The sequence below is a fragment of the Streptomyces sp. NPDC031479 genome (assembly GCF_055581065.1).
In genome coordinates, this window is sequence record NZ_JBVIKC010000008.1 from 197,694 (window position 1) to 215,815 (window position 18,122).

The following is an 18,122-nucleotide window of genomic DNA, read 5'->3' on the forward strand; positions in this document are numbered from 1 at the left end:
CGGGTTCGCAAGGCCGTTCGTCCCTCAAACAGGTGGGAAAGTCCTCATGCGATGCCGAATGAGCTGGAATGGTGTGGGATGAATCACCAGTGGTACACCGGGGAACCCTGAAAGTTGCGGCGAGACGGCCGCAATCGTCACCGTTTCGACGGTCTCGGCGGCCGGGTACTTGCGCGATCCGCCGCTCCCGTGTGGACTACGCCCAATGCTGCGCGTACGCGCGCCGCCGAAAGACATTCACCGAACATGAGCAGGAGGCACCCCGTGAGCGCGACCGCGGACCACGCGGAGAGCCTGGCCGCCCGGCTGGGTTTCCAGTCCGAACAGGTGGTCCAGGAGATCGGCTACGACGACGACGTCGATCAGGAATTCCGTGACGGCGTCGAGAAGCTCGTCAGCGAGCTCGCCGACGAGGACTACGACGACGTCGCCGACGCGGTGCTGTTGTGGTTCCGCGACGAGGACGGCGATCTGACGGACGCCCTGGTCGATGCGACCGAGCTGGTCGAGGACGGCGCACTGATCCTGCTGCTGACCCCCAAGACGGGCCGTGACGGCTACGTCGAGGCCAGCGACATCAGCGAGGCCGCCGAGACGGCCGGCCTCTCGCTTGCCAAGGGCCTGCCCGTCGGCAAGGAGTGGACCTCCACCAAGCTGGTGACGCCGAAGGCCGCCAAGGCCAAGCGCTGAGCCGTACTCCGCACCCCAGCGGACGCACACCCCGTCGACCCGGACCACCCGCGGTCGGCGGGGTGTGCGCGTTCCGCGCACCGGTGCCCGCCTAGGCTGGGTCTCACCCGAACAGCCCCCTGTGGGAACGCAGGAACGAAGGGATGCGAAAGATGGCGATCGAGGTCGGAAACAAGGCCCCGGACTTCGAGCTCAAGGACAACCACGGCGCCACCGTGCGGCTCTCCGACTTCCGGGGGGAGAAGGCCGTGGTGCTGCTCTTCTACCCGTTCGCCTTCACCGGCGTGTGCACCGGTGAGCTGTGCGAGCTGCGCGACCAGCTGCCCCGCTTCCAGAACGACGACGTGCAGCTCCTGGCCGTGTCCAACGACTCCGTGCCGACCCTGCGGGTCTTCGCGGAGCAGGAGGGCCTGGACTACCCGCTGCTGTCCGACTTCTGGCCGCACGGCGAGACCTCCCGCGCCTACGGCGTCTTCGACGAGGACAAGGGCTGCGCGGTCCGCGGCACCTTCGTCATCGACAAGGACGGCGTCGTGCGCTGGAGCGTCGTCAACGGGCTGCCCGACGCGCGTGACCTGAACGAGTACATCAAGGCCCTCGACAGCCTCTGAGGTTCCGCGGCGGGCCCGTCGCGGGAAAACAGCCTGTGGGCGGGAACCCGTCACTAGGATCGAAGCGTTGATCCACGTAGCAACCGCACGACGGGGCTCCCGCCCCACACACATACCAATGGAGGACCCGTGGGAGTCAGCCTCAGCAAGGGCGGCAACGTCTCGCTGACCAAGGCCGCGCCTAACCTGACGGCGGTCATCGTCGGTCTGGGCTGGGACGCTCGCACCACCACCGGTGTCGACTTCGACCTCGACGCCAGCGCGATCCTGACCAACGACCAGGGCAAGGTCGCCAACGACTCGAACTTCGTGTTCTTCAACAACTTGAAGAGCCCGGACGGCTCGGTGGAGCACACCGGTGACAACACCACCGGTGAGGGCGAGGGCGACGACGAGGCCATCAAGGTCAACCTCGCCGGCGTCCCGGCCGATGTCGCCAAGATCGTCTTCCCCGTCTCGATCTACGAGGCCGAGAGCCGTCAGCAGAGCTTCGGCCAGGTGCGCAACGCCTACATCCGCGTCGTGAACCAGGCCGACAACAGCGAGCTGGCCCGCTACGACCTCTCCGAGGACGCCTCGACCGAGACCGCCATGGTCTTCGGCGAGCTGTACCGCAACGGCGCGGAGTGGAAGTTCCGTGCCATCGGCCAGGGCTACGCCTCGGGCCTGCGCGGCATCGCGCAGGACTTCGGCGTCAACGTCTGATCCCGATCCCGGGCCCCAGCCCGAAGAAGTTCTTCCGTCCGGCGCCGTGCACCCGTGTGTACGGCGCCGGTCCGGCTTTGCCACCATGTGCAGGTGGCCGTGCCACACCACCACGTCGTCCGGGGAGGACCACATCATGGGCGTCACACTCGCCAAGGGGGGCAACGTCTCCCTGTCCAAGGCCGCACCCAACCTCACCCGGGTCCTGGTCGGTCTCGGATGGGACGCGCGCTCGACCACGGGGGCGGACTTCGACCTCGACGCCAGCGCGCTGCTGTGCAACAGCGGCCGGGTGCTCGGGGACGAGTACTTCGTCTTCTACAACAACCTCAAGAGCCCCGAGGGCTCCGTCGAACACACCGGGGACAACCTCACCGGCGAGGGTGAAGGCGACGACGAGTCGATCATCATCGACCTCACCAAGGTCCCGGCCCAGGTCGACAAGATCGTCTTTCCGGTCTCGATCCACGAGGCGGACACCCGCCGGCAGAGTTTCGGCCAGGTGAGCAACGCCTTCATCCGTGTGGTGAACATGGCGGACGACCAGGAACTCGCCCGCTACGACCTGACCGAGGACGCCTCCAGCGAAACGGCGATGATCTTCGGCGAGGTCTATCGGTACGGCGGGGAATGGAAGTTCCGTGCGGTAGGCCAGGGGTACGCGTCGGGCCTGCGGGGCATCGCTCTAGACTTCGGGGTCAACGTTTCGTAAAGCCGTACAAGACGATGGGGTGCCAGTGGTTCTCAAAACCTTCGGCTGGTCGTTCGCAGTCACTGCGCTCGGTCTGGCCGCTGCGGTGTTCTACGGGGGATGGCCCGCTTTTGGGATCGTGGCGATCCTGTCGATCCTGGAGATCTCGCTCTCCTTCGACAATGCGGTGGTCAACGCCGGAATCCTGAAGAAGATGAATGCCTTCTGGCAGAAGATCTTCCTCACGGTCGGTGTCCTCATCGCCGTGTTCGGCATGCGGCTGGTCTTCCCCGTGGTCATCGTGGCGATCAGTGCGAAGATCGGGCCCATCGAGGCCGTCGATCTCGCGATGAACGACAAGGACATGTACCAGCAGCTGGTCACGGACGCTCACCCGTCCATCGCGGCCTTCGGCGGCATGTTCCTCCTGATGATCTTCCTCGACTTCATCTTCGAGGACCGCGACATCAAGTGGCTCGCCTGGCTGGAGCGTCCGCTCGCCAAGCTCGGCAAGATCGACATGCTGTCCGCGTGCATCGCGCTGATCATCCTGGTCATCACCTCGATGACCTTCGCCACCCATGCCCACCAGCACGGCGGCGCCCATGTGGACAAGGCGCAGACCGTCCTGGTCTCCGGCGTCCTCGGCCTGATCACCTACATGATCGTCGGCGGCCTCTCCGGCTACTTCGAGAACAAGCTGGAGGAAGAGGAGGAAGCCGAACACGAGGCCGAGGAAGAGGCCAAGAAGAGCGGCAAGCCCGTCTCGGCCGTGGTCATGGCCGGCAAGGCCGCGTTCTTCATGTTCCTCTACCTCGAAGTCCTCGACGCCTCCTTCTCCTTCGACGGGGTCATCGGCGCCTTCGCCATCACCAACGACATCGTGCTCATGGCCCTCGGCCTCGGCATCGGTGCCATGTACGTCCGCTCGCTGACGGTCTACCTGGTCCGCCAGGGCACCCTCGACGACTACGTCTACCTGGAGCACGGCGCGCACTACGCGATCGGCGCCCTCGCCGTGATCCTCCTCGTCACCATCCAGTACGAGATCAACGAGATCATCACCGGTCTCGTCGGCGTCGTGCTCATCGCCTGGTCCTTCTGGTCCTCGGTGCGCCGCAACAACCGCCTGGCCGCCGAGGGTGGCGACGGCGAGCCCGCGGAGGTCGGGGCCGGGGTGTGACCCGGCCCTGATTGCGGAACGCTTTCCACAGAACCGTTTCGGTTTCGACGGGGCGGCCGCGCGGATCCATCGGACCGCGTGGCCGCCCCGCCGCACATCCACGGCATCCGGCGCACGCACGGACCGACCTGGGGGGTTGGGACATGGGGTTCTTCGACGGGATCAGGGGCGCGCGCGCCATGGGGTTCGACTCGGGCCAGGCGTCGTCGAACGCGATCGAGCTGACCAGGCGGCATCCGACGGTGTCGCTCACCAAACAGCAGGCGGTCCACGGCAACCTCCGCGTGAACCTCTCCTGGCGGATGCGCACCTCCGACATCGGAGGCCGCTCCGGGCAGAGCGGGCAGCTGCTGCGGCACCCGTTCAAGCTGTTCAAGCCCGACATGGTGCAGGCGCACACCCAGGGCATGGTCAACGTCGACCTGGACATGGGCTGCCTCTACGAGCTGACCGACGGCACCAGGGGCGCGGTGCAGCCCCTGGGCAACCTGCTGGGCGACCTCAACGACCCGCCGTTCGTCAAACTCAGCGGCGACGACCGCTTCGGCTCGGGCTCCGGGGAGACGCTGTACGTCAACCTCGACCACGCCGAGGAGATCAAACGGCTGCTCGTCTTCGTCTACATCTACGACCAGACGCCGGCCTTCGACCGGACCCACGCCCTGGTCACCCTCTACCCGACCGCCGGGCCGCGGATAGAGATCCCGCTGGACGAGCGGCACCCGCAGGCCCGCTCCTGCGCGGTGGTCTCCCTGGCGAACGTCAAGGGCGAGCTGATCGTCCGCCGCGAGGTCAAGTTCGTCTACGGGTTCCAGGCCGAGCTGGACCGGCTGTACGGGTGGGGCCTGCAGTGGGGGCGGGGCTACAAGAGCACCAAGGCCTGACCGGCCCCGCCCCCGCGCGGTGTGCCGCTCAGCGGCGGATGAACTGCGGGCCCTGCACCGGCAGCCGGAAGGACGGGTCCCCGCCCGGAGCCGGCACCGGGGCGGGCGCGGGGGCCGGGGACACCGGCTGCGGGTACCCGTAGGCGGGCTGGACTGCCGGTGGGGCCTGCGTGGGCGGGGCGGGCGGTACGGGGACCGGCGGCCGCATGGCGGCGGTCCGGTCGTCGCCGGAGCCGCCTCCCGGCGCACCGGCGGCCCCGGCGGGCTCCGCCGCCCGGCCGGCGCCGGGCTCGGGGGCGTTCTCGTCGACGGAGATCCCGTGGTCGGTCGCCAGCCCCACGAGTCCGTCGGAGTAGCCCTCGCCCAGGGCGCGGAACTTCCACCCCTCGCCCCGGCGGTAGAGCTCCCCGCAGATCAGCGCCGTCTCGGAGCCGGTCTCGGGCCGGACGTCGAAGTAGGCCAGCGGCTCGGGGCCGCCGCCGGGGGTGGCGTCGTAGAGGAGGATCCGCAGGTCCCGGACCCGCCGGAAGGGGACGTCCTCGGCGGAGGCCACCACCAGGATCCGGTCCACCACGGGGGTGACCGCGCGCAGGTCCGCCTGGACCGCGTCCGTCACCCCGTTGCCCAGCTGCTTCTTGCCCAGCCGCCAGACCGCCCCCGAAGGGTGCCGGGGCTGGTTGTAGAACACGAAGTCCTCGTCCGAGCGCACGCGCCCGTCCGCTCCCACGAGCAGCGCGGAAGCGTCCACGTCCGGCACCTCGGTCCCGGTGGTCCAGCGCAGCACCGCCCGGACCGCCACGGCGGTCACCGGAATGTTCGAGCCCTTCTGCATCGCGTGCGTCATGCCCGTCATCCTGCCCTCCCGGACGGGACCGGGACAATGCGGCCCCCCGTAGGGCCTTGTCCGGATCGCGAGAGCTGGGCATGGTGCAAGAGGGTTACCGGAACTTCATGCGCTTGAGGAACTCTTGACTCGTGTTCGTACGTACTATTACCGGCCACGCCAGTTGGGCCGCCGAGGCAGTACGGGGGAAGTACATGCGTCACTTCGGGCACATATCGCCCACCGTCCGCAAGGACCTCTTCCACCAGGAGCCGGCCGAGTTCTCGATCTCCTCGCCCGCCCACACGCTGGCAGCCGCTCTCGGTGCGACCCTCTACAGCCCCGCGACCCGGCCGCACCTGGCCGCCGACATCCGCAAGCAGGCCGGCCGCGGAGTCGTCTCCATGGTCCTCTGCCTGGAGGATTCCATCAGCGACTCCGACGTCCTCGGCGGCGAGGAGAACCTCGTCCGGCAGTTCGCGGACCTCGACACCGACCCGGCCGGCACCGCGGGACTCCCGCTCCTCTTCATCCGGGTCCGCACCCCCGAGCAGATACCCGACCTCGTGCGCCGCCTCGGCGGCCCCGTGCGCCACCTGGCCGGATTCGTACTGCCCAAATTCACCGAAAGCCGCGGAACGGCCTTCCTCGACGCCGTCGCCGACGCCGAATCCGCCTCCGGTCTGCCCCGGCTGTACGCCATGCCCGTCCTGGAGACCCCCGACCTCCTCCACCTGGAGACCCGGGTCGAGGCCCTCGCCGGCATCTCGCGCACGGTCAACCGCTACCGCGACCGCGTCCTGGCCCTGCGGCTCGGCGTCACCGACTTCTGCTCCGTGTACGGACTGCGCCGCACCCCCGACATGACCGCCTACGACGTCCAGATCGTGGCGGGCGTGATCGCCGACGTGGTCAACGTCCTCAGCCGCGCCGACGGCACCGGCTTCACCGTGACCGGCCCGGTCTGGGAGTACTTCCGCAGCCAGCAGCGCCTCTTCAAGCCCCAGCTGCGCCGCAGCCCCTTCCTGGAGGAGGGTGTGGAGGAACTGCGCACGGCCCTGATCGAACACGACCTCGACGGGCTGCTCCGCGAGATCGAACTCGACCGGGCCAACGGGCTGCTCGGCAAGACCTGCATCCACCCCGCGCACGTCACGCCCGTGCACGCGCTGTCGGTGGTCTCCCACGAGGAGTTCAGCGACGCCCAGGACATCCTGCGCCCCGAGCGCGGCGGCGGCGGGGTCATGCGCTCCGTCTACACGAACAAGATGAACGAGGTGAAGCCCCACCGGGCCTGGGCGGAGCGCACCATGCTGCGCGCCGAGGTCTTCGGTGTGGCGAAGGAAGAGGTCGGCTTCGTCGACCTGCTCACGGCCGGGCTCCAGGTGTGAGCGGGCCGGTGGAGGGGCCCGCGGAGCAGCCCGTGGAGGGGGCCGTGGAAAGCCGGTCCGTGGAAAGCCGGTCCGTGGAGCGGTCCGAGGGAAGCCGGCTCGTGGAGAAGGGGAAGATGATCGACGAGGTCTGGTCGGGAAGCTGGGTCGCGGACCGGCTGGGCGTGCGCCTGCGGGACGGCGGCGACCCGGCCGCGCCACCGCTGGACTCCCTGCTCGGGCTCGCCCTGCGGCACAACCCCAAGCGGGCCCACCTGCTGGTCTCCCAGGTGCTCGGCAAGCACGTCCCCCAGTCCCCGGCGGTCGTCCACGCCGCCGGCCACGGCCTCGGGCTGCGGGTACGGGCCCTGCTCGGCGAGGAGGCGGCCGCCTCCGCGGTGGTCCTCGGGTACGCCGAGACCGCGACCGGACTCGGCCACTGCGTCGCCGACGGCCTGGGCACGGCCCCCTACCTGCACTCCACCCGCCGGCCCGTGCCGGGCGTGGAGCCCGCGGGCGGCTTCGAGGAGGCGCACTCGCACGCCACCTCCCACCTGCTGCTGCCCGAGGACCCGCGGCTGCTGGCGGGCAGCGGGCCGCTGGTCCTCGTCGACGACGAGTTCTCCACCGGCAACACGGTCCTGAACACCATCCACGACCTGCACGCCCGCCATCCGCGCGGCCACTACGTGGTCGTCGCCCTCGTCGACATGCGCTCGGCGGCCGACCGCGACCGGCTGACCGCCTTCGCCGCGGGCCTGGGCGCCCGGGTGGACCTGATCGCCCTCGCCTCCGGCACGGTCGACCTCCCGGAGGGGGTCCTGGCCAAGGGGCGGGCCCTCGTGGAGCAGCAGGAGGCGGCGTCCTTCCGGATGTGCGGAGGGGTCCGGCGCCGGCAGGGCACGGGACGCGCGGGCCGGGGCACGGAAGGCCGGCGCGCCCCCGCGGCTCCGGTCACCCGCCTCGCGCTCGACTGGCCGGCCGGCGTCCCCGACGGCGGCCGCCACGGCTTCACCCCCGCCCACCGCGGCGCGCTGGAGGCGGCGGTGCCGCACCTGGCCCGGCAGCTCGCGGACGCGCTGGGCGAGGACCCCGGGCGGGTCCTCGTACTCGGCAACGAGGAGCTGATGTACGCGCCGCTGCGGCTCGCGCTGGCCCTGGAGGAGTCCGGGACCGCCGCCGAGGTGCGGTTCTCGACCACGACGCGCTCGCCCGTGCTCGCCGTCGACGACCCCGGCTACGCCATCCGCACCCGGCTCGTCTTCCCCGCGCACGACGCCCCGGCCGACGGCCCCGGCGACCGGTACGCCTACAACGTCAAGGGAGCGGGCTTCGACGCCGTCGTCGCCGTCGTGGACTCCGCCGGGGACACCCCCGAGCTGGGCAGCGGCCTCCTCGCGGCCCTCGCCCCGCACACCGGGCGGGTCCTGCTGGCCGTCGTACCGGCGTACGCGCCCCCCGCCCACGCCCCCGCCCACGCCCCCGCCCCTGGCCCCGTTCCCGCCCCCGACCGGCAGGAGCCGATCATGTCCGAGCCCGCCCTGGCCGATCCGCTGCGCGGGCCGGCCTTCTCCTCGTACGCCCCCGAGGACGTCGGCTGGCTGCTCCAGGACCTCTCCGGCTGCGAGCTGGAGGCTCCGACCGAGGAGCGCGAGGAGGCCATCCAGGCCGGCGGCGCCCACTACGCCGAGTCCCTGCCGGTGGAGTACCAGCCCTCCGAGGCCTACCAGGAGCTGTACCGCAGCGCCCTCGACGCCTCCGCCGCCCGGATCGCGCGCGCGGTCGGCACCGTCACCGAGACGGTGCTCGCCGAGCGCTCCCCGTCCCCCGTACTGGTCTCCCTGGCCCGCGCCGGCACGCCCGTCGGGGTGCTGATGCGCCGCTGGGCGCAGGCCCGGCACGGCCTCGACCTGCCGCACTACGCCGTCTCGATCGTGCGCGGCCGGGGCATCGACGCCAACGCCCTGCGCTGGCTGGCCGCCCACCACGACCCGGCCGACGTGGTCTTCGTCGACGGCTGGACGGGCAAGGGCGCCATCACGCGCGAGCTGCGCGAGGCCCTCGCCTCCTTCGAGGGCTTCAACCCCGAGATCGTCGTCCTCGCCGACCCCGGCTCCTGCGTGGAGACGTACGGCACCCGCGAGGACTTCCTGATCCCCTCCGCCTGCCTGAACTCCACCGTCTCCGGACTGGTCTCGCGTACGGTGCTCAGGGCCGACCTGGTCGGCCCCGACGACTTCCACGGCGCGAAGTTCTACCGGGAGCTCGCCGGCGCCGACGTCTCCACCGGCTTCGTCGACACCGTCGCCGCGCACTTCGACGCCGTGGCCGAGGCCGTGGACGAGGAGGTCAAGGAGCTCCTCGCCGCCGACCGGACCCCCACCTGGGTGGGCTGGGCGGCGGTGGAACGGATCAGCGAGGAGTACGGCATCCACGACGTGAACCTGGTCAAGCCCGGCGTCGGCGAGACGACACGGGTGCTGCTGCGCCGCGTGCCGTGGAAGATCCTGGCCCGGCGCGGGGCCGGGGCCGACCTGGACCACGTACGCCTGCTCGCCGCGCAGCGGGGGGTGCCGGTCGAGGAGGTCGACGGGCTGCCCTACACGTGCGTGGGACTCATCCACCCCCGATACACGCGCGGCGCCACCGGCGCCGACGGAAAGGCAGTGGCCGCCCCGTGACCGTCCTCGTAGCCAGTGACCTCGACCGCACGCTCATCTACTCGGCGGCCGCCCTCGGCCTGACCATGCCCGACCCGCAGGCCCCGCGGCTGCTGTGCGTCGAGGTGCACGAGAGCAAGCCGCTGTCCTACATGACGGAGACGGCGGCCGGCCTGCTGGCGCAGCTCACCGCCGACCCGGCGGCGGTCTTCGTGCCCACCACCACCCGCACCCGCAAGCAGTACCAGCGCATCCGCTTCCCCGGCCGTCCGGCTCCGTACGCGATCTGCGCCAACGGCGGCCAGCTGCTGGTGGACGGGGTGCCGGACCGGGACTGGCGGCGCGCGGTCGCGACGCGGCTCGCGCGGGAGTGCGCCCCCCTGGAGGAGGTGCACGCCCACCTGCTGGCCGTGTCCGACCCGGCGTGGCTGCGCAAGGCGCGGGTGGCGGAGGACCTCTTCGCGTACCTGGTCGTCGAGCGCGCGCTGGTCCCCGACGAATGGCTCAAGGCGCTGGAGGAGTGGGCGGGCGCGCGCGGCTGGACGGTCTCCCTCCAGGGCCGCAAGATCTACGCCGTCCCGCGTCCGCTGACCAAGAGCGCGGCCATGGCGGAGGTGGCGCGGCGCACCGGCGCGGAGACCACGCTCGCCGCCGGCGACTCCCTGCTCGACGCCGACCTGCTGCTCGCCGCGGACCGGGCCTGGCGGCCCGGGCACGGCGAACTCGCCGACGCCGGGTGGACGGCGCCCTCGGTGACGGCCCTGAGCACGGCGGGGGTACTCGCCGGTGAGGAGATCGTCCGCGCATTCGGCCGGGCGGTTGCGACACTGACCGCATGACCAAGGGCAACAGCACCAAGATCACCGACGAGCTCTACGCGTACGTCCTCGCGCACAACCCCCCGCTGGACGCGGTCCAGCGGGGGCTGGTCGCGACCACCTGGGAGAAGTTCCCGGACTCGGCCGGCATGCAGTCGGCGGAGGAACAGGGACCGCTGCTGGCCTTCCTGGTCAGGCTCACCGGCGCCCGCCACGTCGTGGAGGTCGGCACCTTCACCGGCTTCTCCGCCCTGTCCATGGCCCAGGCCCTCCCGGCCGACGGCCGCCTGATCGCCTGCGACGTGTCGCAGGAGTGGACGGCGTACGGCCGCGAGGCCTGGGAGGCGGCAGGCGTCGCCGACCGCATCGACCTGCGCATCGCCCCGGCCCTGGACACGCTGCGCGCGATGCCCGAGGAGCCGCACATCGACATGGCGTACGTGGACGCGGACAAGCAGAACCAGATCCTCTACTGGGAGGAGCTCGTGCCGCGGCTGCGCCCGGGCGGGCTGATCGTCACGGACAACACGCTCTTCCACGGGACGGTCCTGGACACGTCGCCGACCGGCAGGGGGGCGAGCGTCCGCGCGTTCAACGAACACGTCGCGGCGGACACCCGGATGGAGTCCGTCCTGCTGGCGATCTCGGACGGCCTGACCCTGTCGCGCAAGCGCTAGGCCGTCTGGCCGACGCCTATGTCGGCTATATCGGCGCCGACGCCCCGGATCAGCCGCAACCCCCGCCACCGCAGCAGCCGCCGCCACCGCCCATCGCCGGCGCGGGGGCGGGTGCGGCAGCGCCGCGCGTCCCGCCGACCGCGACGGCGGAGAGCAGCTTGACGGTGTCGGCGTGGCCGGCCGGGCAGTCGGCGGGAGCGGAGGACTCGGCCATCGGCCGGCTGACCTCAAAGGTGTCGTCGCAGGTCCGGCAGCGGAATTCGTAACGAGGCATGCGCACAGGCTACGCAGCGCCGCGCTCCCCGTGAAGCGGCGCCGCCGCGGTCCGGTGTTCCCGGGCCACCTGGTCGGGGTGGCGGGCCCGCCAGTACGGGTTGTCGTGCGGCAGGGCGCTGCCCACCCGCCCGTACATCCCGAACCACATCAGCATCACGCCGACGACGAAGCTGAACAGCACGTTCGGAATCCGGAAGGCGAGGAAGTTCAGCCCCGTGTCGAGCAGGGCGAGGTTCACGAAGCCGCTGGCGATGAACGCCAGCCCGAGCCCGATGTTCAGGGTGGAGGCGAAGGTCCCGCCGATCACCATGCCGACGAAGAGCAGCACCCCGATGCAGATCGACAGGATGCTCAGCGCGCCGTTGGTGTTGAGCGCGAGCACCGTGTCGCCGCCGGTGTCGAAGAAACCGATGTGGTGGGTGAGTCCGAGGATCCCGAAGGCGACGAGCAGCAGTCCCGTCAGACCGGCGCCGACCCGGTAGATCTGGCTGAGCTTGTGGTCGGCGGGCAGGTGATCGTCGAGCTTGGCGTTGACGGGGTGCAGGAGGCGGTGCATCAGGTGGGAGTGCTGTGGCTGGTGGGTCTCGTACGGCTCGTGGGGCACGTAGGGCGCGTAGTTCTCGTGAGCCTCGTGACACCCGTAGACCGCATGGGGACGGTACGACTCATAGGGCGCCGGCGACTCATGGGCCGTACGAGGCCGGTGGGACGTGTGGGCAGCCATCTCGCCCTCCTCTACTCCACCCCCCGCACCTCCAGCATCCGCCGCCGAGGCCCCCCGGACAACCCGTGGCCGGCCGGGGGCGGCCGCGGGGTGTCAGCTTTGGCCGCGCTCCGCCCGGATGCCGTTGACCACCCGGGTCACGGAGCCCCGTACGTCCTCCATCTCCAGCAGGAACGCCCAGTAGTCCGGGTGCCGCCCCTCCAGCCCCGCCAGGGCCCGCTCCACCCGTGCCACCGACTCGTCCAGCGGGCGCGCGTGCCGCGGATCGGGCACGCTCCGGCCCGTCATCGCCAGCCGTTGCGCGTCCCGGATCGCGAACCGGGTCCGCTCCACCTCGGCCTTCGGATCCCGCGCCACCGCCTCCAGCCGCGTGAGCCGGTCCTGCGCGGCCGACACCGCCTCGTCGGTCGCGTCCAGCGAGGCCCGGACCTCCTCCAGGAGCGTCCCTACGTCGGCCCAGCGCTGTTCCTCCCGCGCCCGGCCGGCCTCCCCGAGCCGGTCCTCCGCCCGCGCGACGTCCCGTACCGCCTGGTCGGGGACGTGCTGGAGGTCCTGCCAGCACGCCGCGCTGAACCGGCGCCTCAGCTCGCTGAGCACCGGATCCACGCGGTCCGCCCTGTTGCGCAGTGCCTGCGCCCGGGTCCGCAGGCTCACCAGCCGCCGGTCGACCTCCGCGGCCCGCTCCGGCAGCCGCGCCGCCTCGGCCCGTACCGCTTCGGCGTCCCGCAGGATCCGGTCGGCGCGCTGCACGGTCGCCTGGACCCCGTGGAGGGCCGCGCCCTGGTTCAGCTTGGTCAGCTCGGGCCCCAGCGCGGCCAGCCGGCCCGCCAGCTCGTCGGCCCGTATCCCCTTGGCCCGCGTCGCGTCGAGCGCGTCACTCGCCGCCAGCAGCGCGGCCTTCGCCCGCTCCCGGGCGGGCGCGACCCTCGCCAGCTGCGTCTCCGCCTTGTCCAGCAGCGGCTGCAGCCCCTGGGCGAACCGCTCCAGCTCCCCCTTGACCCGCACCAGCTCCTCACGGGCCCGGGTCAGCTGCTCCCGTGCCTGCGAGGCGACCGAGCCCTCCAGATCGACCCGGTCCAGGTCGTGCGCGTCGACCGCCTCGATGTACACGTGGCTCACCTGGTCGATGCGCTGCCCCAGCGCCACGAACCCCTCCGCGGCCCGCCGGGCCTCGGGCGACCCGTCCGCGGCGGCGATGGTCTCCATGGAGATCCGCAAATCCCGCTGCGCGGTGTCCAGCTCGTAGAACGCGGCCGCGGCGGCATCCTTCGCCGCCTGCGCATCCGCCCGCCGACTCTCGTCCCGCCCGCCGAACCACCGCCGGGATGCCGTCGTCACAATCCCTCTCCCGTGCCGCGTCCGCCGTGCCCCGGTCCATTCTCCCCCACGGGAACGGGTTTGCGTGGGGGGTGCGCCCTCCATGTAGGCTGTCCACTCGTCCACGGGTGCGTAGCTCAGGGGTAGAGCGCTGCTCTTACAAAGCAGATGTCGGCGGTTCGAAACCGTCCGCGCCCACCAGCCAGAAGACCCCCTGCCGATCATGGCAGGGGGTCTTCTGCATCTACATCTGACATCAACGCCAGCGGTCAGGAACGGTCATGGCGCCGCCTGAGCAGCCGGTCCATGTGCCCGATGGCCTCGCGCTGCGTGTCCTGCACGACGTGGGTGTACACGTTCATCGTCACGGCGATCTGCGAGTGACCGAGGATCTCCATCACGACCCGAGGCGGTACCCCGGCGGCGGTCAGCAGGGTCGCGGTGCCGTGGCGCGCGTCGTGGAGCCTGATCACCCTCAGGCCGGCGTCTTTGGCCACCCGCGTGAACGACCGGTAGACGTTCCTGGGCTCGATCGGTCGTCCGGTCCGGGTGGTGAAGACGTACCCGGTCTCCTGCCAGGCGTCGCCTGCCTTCTCGCGCTGCGCGGCCTGCTTCATCCGCTGCCAGCGCAGGGGAGCGACGCAGATCCCAGGAAGGGGGAGTGTCTGCCGGCGCCGACGGCCCTTGGGGTCGTCCTCATACGCCTCTCCGCCGACCCGTTGCCGCTGAGTCCGCACCCGGATCTCACGCTTGTCGAGATCGACGTTCTCCCACCGCAGTCCGACGATCTCCCCGCGCCGGAAGCCGAGCGCGATGGCGATGACGAAGGCCGGGTACAGCGGGTCCGTCCGGGCAGCGGCCAGGAAGTCCAGCGTCTCCTGGAGGCTCCAGGGATCCATCTCCCGCGAGTCGACCTTGGGCGGCTCCACCAGCGTGGCCACGTTCCGGCTCACCAGCTCCTCACGGCAGGCCGCGGTGAGGGCCGTCCGCAGAACCCGGTGCGACTCCTTGGCCGTCGCCGCGCTGGTCTTCTTCTGCAACTGTGCCAGGGACCGCCGGACATCGGCCACGCCCAGCGACTCCAGACGCTTCGAGCCGAGCAGCGGGACGAGGTAGAGCCGCACGTGGGTCTCGTACTTGGCGAAGGTGGTGCGCTTGCGGTGGGGCTTCACGATGTTGTCGAGCCAGTACGGCAGCCACTCGGAGAGCTTGGCCGACCGGGTGGGGACGGGCACACCCTGGTCCACCTTGGCGAGCAGCTCCCGGCGCTTCACGTCGCACTCGGCCCAGGTCTTGCCGTAGGCGAACTTCCGAGCGCGGGTGCCGTCGGGCTGGAGGACGTAGACGGCCGCCTGGAACCTGCCGTCCTTGCGCTGGGTGATGGTCCCGGCGCCGTTGGGGTTGCGCTTGCGCTGCGGCGGCATCAGGCGGCCTCCTCGATCTCGTGGTCGATGAACTCGCGGACGGCGTCAGCCGGGATCCGGCGTGCCCGGCCGATGGTGATGGAGACGAGCCGCCGGGACCGGATCAGGTCGTAGACGGTCGAGCGCCCGAGCTTGAGCCGCTCCATCACCTCGGGCACCGTCAGCAGTTCGGCGGTCGAGGTGGTCAAGACACGTCTCCTTCCAGGGCGAGCTGGTCGTAGAGCCCTTCGCGGGCGATCTCTCGGTTGTGCTGGATGTCGCGGCGGATGTTGGCGGCGAGCCAGGATTCGCCGGGGGTGTGGCCATGGCCGGCGTAAGCCCAGTGCGCGACGACGAGGAGGGTGGCCTCCGGGTGGTCGTCGGGGTCCGGCAGGCCGAGGGAGGCACGTTGCTGGGCGGCGCGGTAGTCGGCGCGGACTTGGCGTAAGGCACCGAGGGTGGTGGAGTAGCGGCGGGACTTGGTGGAGAAGTGGCCCCGGAAGCCGAGCATGTGGGCCCAGGCGCAGAGTCGGCGATCCGGGTAGGCGCGGTCGAGGTCCATGCAGGCTTCCATCAGGCGGCGGGGGTGGTCCGGGACGCAGAGGAGGACGAGGGCTTCCTTGTTGCCCACGGGGTGGTCCACGGTGCCGGTGGTCTCGGCGGCCTTGGTGGCGTACTTGGCGACGTAGGAGGCGACCGCCTGTTCCGTCAGCTCTTCGCCGTCCCCGAAGGCCCCGATGGGCTGCACGTCGATCTGTTCGCCCCACTGGAGAGCCAACTCGTTGTCGATGCCGTGGTCAGGGCTGGCGGGCACGGTGACGCGGACGCGGGAGGCGGCGGCCCGGATGGAGTCGGTGAGCAGGTCGAGGGTGGCCCAGGCGGGAGGGGGCGAGTCGGGGCCGTCGGGTCCGTCGAAGCGGATGACGGCGTGGAAGTGGACGGCGCCACGCTTCTGGTACTCGGCGACCTTGCCGAAGGAGACGCGGGACTGTTCGCGAGCGGCTTTCTGGGTGAGGCCCGCGCGGGCGGCGATCTCGCGGCGAAGGTAGATCGTGAAGTAGCGCCACAGTTCGGAGGCGTGGTTGTTCCACAGCACCGCGCCCGCGTAGTCGTAAGTCTCGGGATCGAGCGGGGTGCCCAGGTCGGGGGCGTCCTCCGGGTGCCGGATCCCGCAGCGGCAGGTCCGGGTGCCGGGGCGATTGTGGACCGGGCCGAAGGACGGGGCGGTGAGGGTGGCGAAGACGCGGGGGTGGTCGCGGATCGTCTCGGGGGTGCCCTTGGCTCGGTCGCCGATGAGTCCGGCGCGGATCAGGTGGTAGGTGTCGCCCGCGTAGGTCCAGGCGCAGGCGGGGCAGCGGGAGGCGCGGCGGTTGCCGCAGGCGACGCGCAGGACGCCGCCGGGTTCGGTGTCGGTCGTGTAGGCGTGGAGGACGGTCTTGGTGGCCGGGTCCATCAGCTTGGTGCCGCCGGAGAGGCGGATGGGGGCGGCGCATCCCCCGGTACGGCGGATCTGTTCGTGAAGGCGCTCGAAGCCGGGAGCCCCGGCCACCCGGAGCAGATCGCTCAGGGTGGCCGGGTCCAGGCCCGCCGCGGTGGCGGTGTCGGTCACGCAGCCACCCCCAGCAAGGAAGCGAACAGCGCGGTACCGATGTGCTGGGTGTAGGCCGGGGGGATGCATTCGCGGATGCCGTCGCGGTTCATCCAGGGGACGTGCATGTCGGTGCGGGCTTCCTCGACGCCGGAGAAGTTGCCGACGTAGTGGGCGAAGTGGCCCTCGGCCCTGGGGCGTCCCATCTTTGTCAGGGGCGCGGTGTGCCGGCGGTGGCGGGGCGGGGTGAGGGTGAAGCCGCCGCCGGTCTCGAAGAGGCGGTGGCGGTAGGTCCGCATGCCGAAGGCAGCGGCGCACAGGGTGACCGGGGACCGCAGCTCGGAGGCGGCGTCTTCGACGTTCTCGATCACCCAGGGGCGGCCGGTCGCTTCCAGCGCTGCGCGGGTCGGGCCGATCAGGTCGGGGTGGTCGCGGTGGTGGATGCGCTGGGCAAGGGTGTAGCGCTGGCAGGGCGGGGAGGCGTGGATGAAGTCGAACTCGGCGCCGTGCTCGCGGACGAAGCCGATGGCGTCGGTCTGGACGAAGGAGAACGGGTAGCGGGGCTGCGGGGCGAGGTCGATGCCGGTGACGTCGAAGCCGGCGAGGTGGTAGCCCATGCCCGCTCCGCCCTGGCAGCAGAACAGGTCCAAGACCTTAAGCCCGTTGGGGAGCGCGGTGTTCATGCGGTTCCTCCGGCGACGTGTGCGGGGCCGTGGTTGGCGGTCCAGCCGGCGACCAGGGCGCCGACCTGTGCGTCTCCCGTGGCGGTGGCGGAGGCGCCGCAGTGGCAGACGGCGGAGGCCGTGGCGGGCTCGGACGGGGAGGGCTTGCTGACGTGCAGGCCGGGGGTGCCGTTCGTGGGGGTCAGCTTCGTCATGACGGTCACCGGCCGAGCCGGGCGAGGGCCAGGCGGGTGATGCGGCCGAGGCCCCGGCAGGCCGGGCAGTTGACGGGGACGGTCGTCCGGGTGCCGTCGGGGGTCCGGGAGCCGGTGGTGATCGTGGCGGTGGCGAAGCCGTCGCAGTCGCGGCAGACGGGCGGGGTCGAGGGGCTCTGGGGCATGATGAGTTGTCCCTTTCGGGTCCGTTGGATCTGGGAGGGGTTCAGGCGCCCGGGGCGGCGGAAGTTTGGCGACCGAGGCCGCCCCGGGGGCCGCTCAGCGTGTGTTGCGCCTGCCGTGGCCCTTGGCCGCGTACATCGCGGAGTCGGCGGCGGACAGGGCGTCGGTGAGGGCGGGCACCAGCAGGTCTGCGCGGTGGCAGTGGCCGACCGAGGCCGAGACCGGCAGGGCGAGTCCGTGGTGCGTGACGGGCTGGTCCAGGGCGGTCCGCAGGGCGGGCAGGCCCGGGGTGCGGCCGGGGTCCGTGACGATCGCGGCGAACTCGTCCCCGCCGAGGCGGGCGGCGATGCCGTGCCGGCCGCACCAGGTGCTCAGGCGGCGGGCGGTCGCGGCGAGCACCATGTCCCCGGCGGCGTGGCCGTGGGTGTCGTTGATCGCCTTGAAGTCGTCCAGGTCGACCAGGACCACGACGGCACCCGGGTGCTTGGCCACCAGGTGTTCGGCGCGGGCGGTCCAACCGGCCCTGGTGTGCAGGCCGGTCAGCGGGTCGCGGCGGGCGGTGGCCAGGCGGCGCAGGAGCAGGCCCCCGTGGAGTGCCCAGCCCAGGGCCGGTAAGCCCGCAGCGACGATGTGGGTGTCCAT

21 protein-coding genes and 1 tRNA gene are annotated in these 18,122 nt (G+C 71.4%); 11 read left to right on the plus strand and 11 right to left on the minus strand.

Annotated features, from left to right (window positions below; genetic code table 11):
* Positions 1-264 precede the first annotated feature (264 nt).
* From ACZ5D2_RS12350 to ACZ5D2_RS12375, 6 genes are all read left to right on the plus strand, one after another.
* Positions 265-690: a DUF3052 domain-containing protein gene (locus ACZ5D2_RS12350; RefSeq protein ID WP_371678684.1), complete on the plus strand. Its 426-nt coding sequence runs from the start codon at positions 265-267 to the stop codon at positions 688-690.
* Between the two features lie 152 nt (positions 691-842).
* A complete protein-coding gene (locus ACZ5D2_RS12355) occupies positions 843-1,301 on the plus strand; it encodes a peroxiredoxin (protein WP_371681279.1) in 459 nt (152 codons plus the stop codon).
* 129 nt (positions 1,302-1,430) lie between these two features.
* Positions 1,431-2,006, plus strand: coding sequence for a TerD family protein (locus tag ACZ5D2_RS12360; protein WP_030160471.1), 576 nt, complete (start codon positions 1,431-1,433; stop codon positions 2,004-2,006).
* Positions 2,007-2,142: 136 nt separating this feature from the next.
* Complete coding sequence (locus ACZ5D2_RS12365) at positions 2,143-2,718, plus strand: TerD family protein (protein WP_030227215.1); 576 nt, start codon at positions 2,143-2,145, stop codon at positions 2,716-2,718.
* Between the two features lie 25 nt (positions 2,719-2,743).
* Complete coding sequence (locus tag ACZ5D2_RS12370; protein ID WP_468928858.1) at positions 2,744-3,880, plus strand: DUF475 domain-containing protein; 1,137 nt, start codon at positions 2,744-2,746, stop codon at positions 3,878-3,880.
* Between the two features lie 143 nt (positions 3,881-4,023).
* A complete protein-coding gene (locus ACZ5D2_RS12375; RefSeq protein WP_030227219.1) occupies positions 4,024-4,764 on the plus strand; it encodes a TerD family protein in 741 nt (246 codons plus the stop codon).
* Positions 4,765-4,792: 28 nt separating this feature from the next.
* Here ACZ5D2_RS12375 and ACZ5D2_RS12380 read toward each other — a convergent pair whose 3' ends face one another.
* Positions 4,793-5,608: a TerD family protein gene (locus ACZ5D2_RS12380; RefSeq protein ID WP_468928861.1), complete on the minus strand. Its 816-nt coding sequence runs from the start codon at positions 5,606-5,608 to the stop codon at positions 4,793-4,795.
* Between the two features lie 194 nt (positions 5,609-5,802).
* Here ACZ5D2_RS12380 and ACZ5D2_RS12385 point away from each other — a divergent pair, with 194 nt between their 5' ends.
* From ACZ5D2_RS12385 to ACZ5D2_RS12400, 4 genes are all read left to right on the plus strand, one after another.
* Complete coding sequence (locus ACZ5D2_RS12385) at positions 5,803-6,978, plus strand: HpcH/HpaI aldolase/citrate lyase family protein (protein WP_371681281.1); 1,176 nt, start codon at positions 5,803-5,805, stop codon at positions 6,976-6,978.
* 116 nt (positions 6,979-7,094) lie between these two features.
* The gene (locus ACZ5D2_RS12390) at positions 7,095-9,638 is read left to right on the plus strand and encodes a phosphoribosyltransferase (RefSeq protein WP_468928912.1); all 2,544 of its coding nucleotides are present in this window, start codon (positions 7,095-7,097) and stop codon (positions 9,636-9,638) included.
* Entirely contained in the window at positions 9,635-10,456 is an 822-nt protein-coding gene (locus ACZ5D2_RS12395) for an HAD family hydrolase (protein WP_371678687.1), read from the plus strand. The genes ACZ5D2_RS12390 and ACZ5D2_RS12395 overlap by 4 nt, the downstream gene beginning before the upstream one ends.
* Positions 10,453-11,112: an O-methyltransferase gene (locus ACZ5D2_RS12400; RefSeq protein ID WP_371678688.1), complete on the plus strand. Its 660-nt coding sequence runs from the start codon at positions 10,453-10,455 to the stop codon at positions 11,110-11,112. Before ACZ5D2_RS12395 ends, ACZ5D2_RS12400 begins: the two co-directional genes overlap by 4 nt.
* A gap of 49 nt (positions 11,113-11,161) precedes the next feature.
* On the opposite strand, the gene ACZ5D2_RS12405 is transcribed toward ACZ5D2_RS12400, so the two are convergent.
* The 3 genes from ACZ5D2_RS12405 to ACZ5D2_RS12415 form a co-directional block, all read right to left on the minus strand.
* Positions 11,162-11,386 carry an FmdB family zinc ribbon protein gene (locus ACZ5D2_RS12405; protein WP_371678689.1) on the minus strand — a complete coding sequence of 75 codons (225 nt, stop codon included), beginning with the start codon at positions 11,384-11,386 and terminating at the stop codon, positions 11,162-11,164.
* 9 nt (positions 11,387-11,395) lie between these two features.
* Positions 11,396-11,944 (minus strand): DUF4383 domain-containing protein, encoded by a 549-nt coding sequence (locus ACZ5D2_RS12410; RefSeq protein ID WP_371681283.1) that lies wholly within the window; start codon positions 11,942-11,944, stop codon positions 11,396-11,398.
* Positions 11,945-12,205: 261 nt separating this feature from the next.
* Positions 12,206-13,450, minus strand: a complete 1,245-nt coding sequence (locus ACZ5D2_RS12415) for a coiled-coil domain-containing protein (protein WP_371678690.1) — start codon at positions 13,448-13,450, stop codon at positions 12,206-12,208.
* 105 nt (positions 13,451-13,555) lie between these two features.
* On the opposite strand from ACZ5D2_RS12415, the gene ACZ5D2_RS12420 reads away from it, so the two are divergent.
* Positions 13,556-13,630 (plus strand) — tRNA-Val (locus ACZ5D2_RS12420).
* 68 nt (positions 13,631-13,698) lie between these two features.
* On the opposite strand, the gene ACZ5D2_RS12425 is transcribed toward ACZ5D2_RS12420, so the two are convergent.
* The 7 genes from ACZ5D2_RS12425 to ACZ5D2_RS12455 all read right to left on the minus strand — a co-directional run bounded on the left by ACZ5D2_RS12425 (position 13,699) and on the right by ACZ5D2_RS12455 (position 18,122).
* A complete protein-coding gene (locus tag ACZ5D2_RS12425; RefSeq protein ID WP_468928864.1) occupies positions 13,699-14,853 on the minus strand; it encodes a tyrosine-type recombinase/integrase in 1,155 nt (384 codons plus the stop codon).
* Positions 14,853-15,041, minus strand: a complete 189-nt coding sequence (locus ACZ5D2_RS12430; protein WP_468928866.1) for a helix-turn-helix domain-containing protein — start codon at positions 15,039-15,041, stop codon at positions 14,853-14,855. Before ACZ5D2_RS12430 ends, ACZ5D2_RS12425 begins: the two co-directional genes overlap by 1 nt.
* Positions 15,038-16,441: a replication initiator protein RepSA gene (gene repSA / locus ACZ5D2_RS12435; RefSeq protein WP_468928867.1), complete on the minus strand. Its 1,404-nt coding sequence runs from the start codon at positions 16,439-16,441 to the stop codon at positions 15,038-15,040. Before repSA ends, ACZ5D2_RS12430 begins: the two co-directional genes overlap by 4 nt.
* The gene (locus ACZ5D2_RS12440) at positions 16,438-17,103 is read right to left on the minus strand and encodes a methyltransferase domain-containing protein (RefSeq protein ID WP_468928868.1); all 666 of its coding nucleotides are present in this window, start codon (positions 17,101-17,103) and stop codon (positions 16,438-16,440) included. The genes repSA and ACZ5D2_RS12440 overlap by 4 nt, the downstream gene beginning before the upstream one ends.
* Complete coding sequence (locus ACZ5D2_RS12445) at positions 17,100-17,297, minus strand: hypothetical protein (RefSeq protein WP_468928870.1); 198 nt, start codon at positions 17,295-17,297, stop codon at positions 17,100-17,102. Before ACZ5D2_RS12445 ends, ACZ5D2_RS12440 begins: the two co-directional genes overlap by 4 nt.
* Positions 17,298-17,302: 5 nt before the next feature.
* Entirely contained in the window at positions 17,303-17,482 is a 180-nt protein-coding gene (locus tag ACZ5D2_RS12450) for a hypothetical protein (RefSeq protein ID WP_468928872.1), read from the minus strand.
* A 94-nt stretch (positions 17,483-17,576) separates the two neighbouring features.
* On the minus strand, positions 17,577-18,122 hold the full coding sequence (locus ACZ5D2_RS12455) for a GGDEF domain-containing protein (RefSeq protein WP_391283657.1): 546 nt from the start codon (positions 18,120-18,122) through the stop codon (positions 17,577-17,579).